At 68.5% G+C, this 5,928-nt stretch carries 4 protein-coding genes and 1 pseudogene; 1 reads left to right on the top strand and 4 read right to left on the bottom strand.

The features are described 5' to 3' along the window. From AC27KI_RS17335 to AC27KI_RS17325, 3 genes and pseudogenes are all read right to left on the bottom strand, one after another. Positions 1-523, bottom strand: a 523-nt coding sequence (locus AC27KI_RS17335; protein WP_487114944.1) for an ABC transporter ATP-binding protein, incomplete at its 3' end; no start/stop codon positions are given. Further along, positions 520-2,459, bottom strand: a pseudogene (locus tag AC27KI_RS17330) (ABC transporter permease). The pseudogene AC27KI_RS17330 and the gene AC27KI_RS17335, both read right to left, overlap by 4 nt. Before the next feature lie 52 nt (positions 2,460-2,511). Next, entirely contained in the window at positions 2,512-3,750 is a 1,239-nt protein-coding gene (locus AC27KI_RS17325; RefSeq protein WP_487090474.1) for an ABC transporter substrate-binding protein, read from the bottom strand. Positions 3,751-3,967: 217 nt separating this feature from the next. On the opposite strand from AC27KI_RS17325, the gene AC27KI_RS17320 reads away from it, so the two are divergent. Beyond that, positions 3,968-4,810: a YopT-type cysteine protease domain-containing protein gene (locus tag AC27KI_RS17320; protein WP_487114942.1), complete on the top strand. Its 843-nt coding sequence runs from the start codon at positions 3,968-3,970 to the stop codon at positions 4,808-4,810. A gap of 122 nt (positions 4,811-4,932) precedes the next feature. Here the strand turns inward: AC27KI_RS17320 and AC27KI_RS17315 are convergent. After that, on the bottom strand, positions 4,933-5,928 hold a 996-nt coding region (locus tag AC27KI_RS17315), incomplete at its 5' end, for a phosphoethanolamine transferase (protein WP_487114940.1).

The following is a 5,928-nucleotide window of genomic DNA, read 5'->3' as shown; positions in this document are numbered from 1 at the left end:
TGCCGGCGGTGGGCTCGTCCATCAGCAGCAACTGCGGATCGTTGGCCAGCGCCAGGGCCAGTTCCACGCGCTTGACGTCGCCGTAGGCCAGTTCGCTGCACGGGCGGCCGGCCTGCGCGTCCATGCCGACCTGGGCCAGGAGCGCCATCGCCTCGGCGCGGTAGTGCGAGGCGGCGGGCCGCCAGAACGCGAACACGCGCCGGTGGTGCGACAGCAGCGCCATCTGCACGTTCTCCACCACGGTGAGCGAGGCGAACGTGGCCGCGATCTGGAAGGTGCGGCCCACGCCCAGGCGCGCGATGGCGCGGGGGGGCAGGCCCAGCAGCTCGCGCCCCTGCAGCTGCACCGAACCGGCCGTGGCCTTCGTCTGCCCGCCCACCATGTCGAAGGTGGTGGACTTGCCCGCCCCGTTGGGTCCGATGAGCGCGAGCAATTCCCCCGGCGCCAGGTCGAAGCCGATGCCATCGACGGCCTGCACGCCGCCATAGGATTTGCGCAACCCGCGCACCTGGAGCAGCGTCATGGCGACGGCCCTTCGGGGATGGCGGGCGCCGCCGCCGTTCGTTCGGCCCGGCGCTGCGCGATCTGCTGCGCGAAGCCCGCGATGCCCTGCGGGAAGGCCAGCACCAGCAGCAGGATCACCCCGCCGAACAGCGCGCGCCAATACTCCGTGGCCCGCAGGATGGCGTCCTGCAGCACGCTGAACGCCGCCGCGCCAACGATGGGCCCCAGCAGGGTCTGCAGGCCGCCCAGCAGCACCATGACCAGCCCGTTCACCGACTGGCCCACGGCCACCGCCTCCGGCGAAATGCTGCCCTTGGAGAACGCGAACAGGCTGCCCGCCAGGCCGGCGAACCCGCCCGCGATCACGAAGGCCATCCACCGCACGCGCCGCACGTCGATGCCCACCGCCTCGGCCCGCAGCGCCGAGTCACGCCCCGCGCGCAGCGCGTAGCCGAACGGCGCGAACAGCACGCGCCGCAGCGCCAACACCGACAGCCCCACCAGCGCCAGCGTGAGGTAGTAGTAGGCCGCGCCGCCCAGCCACGGCGCGGGCCACACGCCGATCAGGCCGTTGGAGCCGCCGGTGACGGCATCCCACTGGAACACCACCGACCACACGATCTGCGAGAACGCGAGGGTCAGCATGGCCAGGTACACGCCCGACAGGCGCACGCAGAACCAGCCGAAGACCAACGCCCCGGCCCCGGCCACCAGCGGCGCGAGCGCCATGGCCAGCGGCATGGGCATGCTGAAGGCCTTGAGCAGCACCGCGGCGCCGTAGGCGCCCAGCCCGTAGTAGGCCGCGTGGCCGAACGAATGCAGGCCGCCTGGGCCCATGATGAAGTGCAGGCTCACCGCGAAGAGCACCGCCACCAGCACGTCCTGCGCCAGCACCGTGGCATACGGCAGCCAGGCCGACAGCAGCGGCAGCGCGGCCAGGGCCGCCAGCACGGCCACCACCGCGGCCCGGAACAGCGGCGTGCCCGGGCGCAGCGGCGCCTCCGCCGGCGCAGAGTTGCGGCTCACGGCCTGGGGCCGCCCCATCAGCCCCCAGGGCCGGAACACCAGCACCAGGGCCATCACCAGGAACTCCACCACCAGCGTGAGCTTGGAAAACGACACCTCGACGCCGAACCACTGCACCGTGCCCAGCCCCACGCACAGCGCCTTGATCTCGGCGATCAGCAGCGCGGCCACGTAGGCGCCCGGGATCGACCCCATGCCGCCCACCACCACGATCACGAACGCCTCGCCGATGGCGCGCAGGTCCAGCGCCAGGCTGGCCGGCTCGCGCGGCAGCTGCACCGCGCCGCCCAGCCCCGCGAGCATCGCGCCCAGCGCGAACACGCCCGTGAAGAGCCACGCCTGGTTGACGCCCAGGGCACCGAGCATTTCGCGGTCCTGCGTGGCGGCGCGCACCAGCGTGCCCCACCGGGTGCGCGTGAGCAGCAGCCACAGCAGGCCCAGCACCAGCGGGCCCAGGGCGATCAAGAACAGGTTGTAGGCCGGGTACTGCCGGCCCATCAGCTCGATCGAGCCGCCAGGCCCGGCGCGCGCCGGCCCAGCAGTTCCTCGGGGCCCCAGAGCCACAGCACCGCGTCGCTCACCACCAGCACCAGCGCGAACGTGGCCAGCAGCTGGAACAGCTCCGGCGCGCGGTAGATGCGCCGCAGCAGCACCACCTCCACCAGCGCGCCGAAGGCGCCCACCGCCAGCGCCGCCAGAAGCAGGCCGAGCCAGTAGCCCAGCGGCCCGCCGGCCAGGCCCGCAAGTCCCACCATGTGCTCGACCAGCGAATACGCCAGGTACAGGCCCAGCATGTAGAACGAGCCGTGCGCGAAGTTGACGATGCGCGTCACCCCGAAGATCAGCGACAGGCCGGCCGCCACCAGGAAGAGCGACGACGCCTCGGCCAGCCCGTTGAGCAGCTGGGTCAGGAAGCCGGAGAAATCCATCGCGGGCGGAACGGGGCGCGGCGGGGTCGCGGGCGATCGGCAGGCCGGCGCGTCAGGGCGCGGGGCGCAGCGCGCGCACCTCGGCCTCGGGCGGCAGCAGGGTATCGCCGGGCACGTAGCGGTAGTCGACCATCACGCCCTTGCCGTCCTTGAGCGCGATCTTGCCCACGTACACGCCCAGCGTGGACTGGTGGTCGATCGCGCGGTATTCGATGGGGCCGTCGGGCGTGGACACCTGGAGGCCGCTGAACGCCTTGGCCAGCGACTCGGCATCGGTCTTGCCGCCCGCGCGCTTCACGCCCGCGGCCAGGGACTGGATGGTGTCGTAGCCGATCAGCGCGCCCAGGCGCAGGTCTTCCTTGCCGTACTTGGCCTGGTAGGCCGCGACGAACGCCTTGTGGGCCGGCGTGTCGATGCTGTACCAGGGGTAGCCGGTGACGATCCAGCCCACGGGCGCCTCGTCGCGCAGCGGCTCCAGGTACTCGGGCTCGCCGGTCAGCAGGCTGACCACCGGGGTGCTCTTGAACAGGCCGCGCGTGGTGCCTTCGCGCACGAACTTGGCCAGATCGGGGCCGAACAGCGCGTTGAAGATGGCGTCGGGCTTGGCATCGGCGATGGCCTGGGCCACGCTGCCGGCGTCCAGCTTGCCCAGCGGCGCGGCCTGCTCGGTGACGAACTCGATGCCGGGCTGCTGCGCCTTCATGCGCTTCTTGAACGTGTCCACCGCCGACTGGCCGTATTCGTAGTTGGGGTACACGATGGCCCAGCGCTTTTTCTGGAGCTTGAGCGCCTCGGGCACCAGGGCCGACGACAGCATGTGGGTGGACGAGCGCAGGCGGTACGTGTAGGCGTTGCCGTTGTGCCAGGTGATCTTGTCGGTGAGCGCTTCGCTGGCCAGGAAGAAGCGCTTCTTTTGCTTGGCGTAGTCGGACAGCGCCAGGCCGATGTGCGACAGGAAGCTGCCCGCCAGGATGTCCACCCGCTCGCGCGAGACCAGCTCGTCGGCCAGCCGCACGGCCTCGCCGGGGTTGGCGTTGTCGTCGCGCGTGACCAGTTCGAGCTTCCTGCCGCCGATGCCGCCCGCGGCATTGACCTCGTCCACCGCCAGGTGCATGCCCTTCTTGTAGGCCTCCAGGAACACCGGCTGGGCCTTGTAGCTGTTGATCTCGCCGATCTTGATCGTGCCCTGCGCCCAGGCGGAACCGAAAGGCGCGGCGCCCAGCAGGGCGATGCCGGCGGCGGCCAGCCAGCGCGCGCCCGGCCCTGCGGCGAAAAGGTGAGGTAAGCCCATGACAACTCCGAAATAAAACAATGCCACCCGCCTTGCATGCCCTGAGCATCTCCATCCCACTGTTTGGCCTTGACGCCACACCAGCGGCTGATCGGGTACGAATCAAATAATGCGTCAATTTACTTCGTCCTAAAGACCCAAAGTTCGCAAAAGGGGGCCCGAAGTCAGAGATGTCTCTAAAACTTGCTTTCTTATCTCAAATAAAGTGGTTTGCAAAATGGGAAAGATTGATGGCACCGCAAGTTTTTCAAAGACCACAACCGGCTCTTCTGCGCCTCATGGCATAGCAAAAACATCTTTTGGCGCACCGCAAAAAACGAAACGGCTGGAGTCTGGGATCGATGGTTTGCCGCCCCGTAGTCGCATCCCCTCACCCTCCCGCATGCGGGTACTGCAAGGTGGCGTTTGCTCGAGCCAGCCTCGCACCTTGGAGGGCCCCAATGAAATCACGGGGCTAGCACGGGATTGGCAAGCCCATCGAAAAGCCAGCTTCCACCAATCCGTGGAGCTTGCTCAGATCGGATCCCAAAGCAATGAGTCGGGAGCGTGCGTTGCCTTCAGTGCACTTTGGTGTCGCCAAATCGCGGCCCGACCTTCGCAGGATGCGCAATCGCGCATGGCTTCCATGAAAGAGATGACAACACAAGCAAGTCAGATGCAAAGTGAACATCAAGATCGAATGGACGCTGCTGACTACAGCACCGGCATTCATCCTTTCGATGCAAGCATCCGGCAGATGGGATTGAACCTCGATTGGGGCCAACGGATGCGCGTGGATGTCCTCGATGACGAAGAGAGCGCATTGGGCGCACTTGCTCGCAATTTAAGTCAGGAGGGGCTGGCACACGTCATCATCTTGGGGCGGACTCCCGACTGCCCGGCCTCTGGTCACGTTGTCGCTGCGCGTGCTGCGAACAACCGTGTGGTGCTCTTTGATCCAAACCTTGGAGAATTCAAATGCAATCCTTCGCAAGTTCCTACGGTGTTGCGCGCCATGATTGCAAACTCATCAATGAGGTACCCAGTTCCTGAGGTAGAAACAATTCCCGTGAGAAGTTGAAGATGGAGTGACAAGAGTCTGCGCAGGCGGCTGGGCCGCGGCAAGTGAGTGAGGCCGCTTCAGGGCCTCGCCCTGCTGCACGCCAGAATCCTTTGCGATGGATGGCGCTGGCCCGAGCACCTTCAGTCTGAAAACGACGGCACCGCCACGGGCAGCACCGGAGCCACCCAGTGGTAGCGGTCGTCCAGCACGTTGCGCTCCGGCATGGCACCGGCCCAGCCGATGTGCAGCAGATCGGCCAGGGTCCAGGCCGCCCAGTCGGCGCGGAACGGCCGCTGCGCCGTGGCGGCGGACACCGGCTGCGCCGCCGCGCTGCGCCAGATCACCGTGGGAATGCGGTAGCCCGAGGCGGTCGCGGGGCTGTGGCCCGCGCGGTCGCTGCCGTGGCCGACCTCCTGGCCATGGTCGGACAGATACATCCACGCCCGGGACTCGCCCGGCCGCGCCCCGGCGCGCGCCAGCTGCAGCGTCTCGGACACCACGAAGTCGTGGTACAGCAGGGCCGCGTCGTACTGCTGGCGGTAGCGCCGCACCCAGGCCGAGCGGCCCTGGCCGGCCAGTTGCGCCTCGACCGCGTCCACGTGGTCGTCGAACGGGTTGTCGCCGCTCGGAAAGCGCAGCCGGTAATGCGGGTGCGCGCCCATCAGGTGCACCACGATCAGCTTGCGCTCGGCAGGGTCGTCCAGCGCTTCCTGCACGCAGTCCAGCAGCTCGCCGTCCAGCGAGGCGCCCGCGCGGCCCGGCGTGCGGTTGACCATGTCCACCACGTCGGCCAGGCGCGCATGCTGCTGCTCGATCGCCACGTCGTCGTGGTTGCTCATCCACCAGACCTTGTAGCCCGCAGCGCGGGCCAGCGCCAGCACGTGCTGCCCGTCGGCCCGGCCCGGCTGCCCGAAGCCGAAGATGTTGGCCAGTGCCGGCAGCGTGCTGGCATCGACCGACCACGCATGGCGCAGCACGGCCATCTCCTCGCCCAGCACGCGCTGCTGCGCCTCCAGGCGCGGCGTGGTGGGGCGCGCGTAGCCGTACAGGCCCAGGTTGTCGCGGTTGATGCTGTCGGTCACCACCAGCACCACGGTGGACGGGCCGGGGCGCGTGACCGCGGGCGCCGCCTGCCG

This window comes from Acidovorax sp. KPB24-03, from assembly GCF_057546605.1.
The sequence above is the reverse complement of the archived record's forward strand: the minus strand, read 5'-3'. Positions and strand labels throughout refer to the sequence as shown.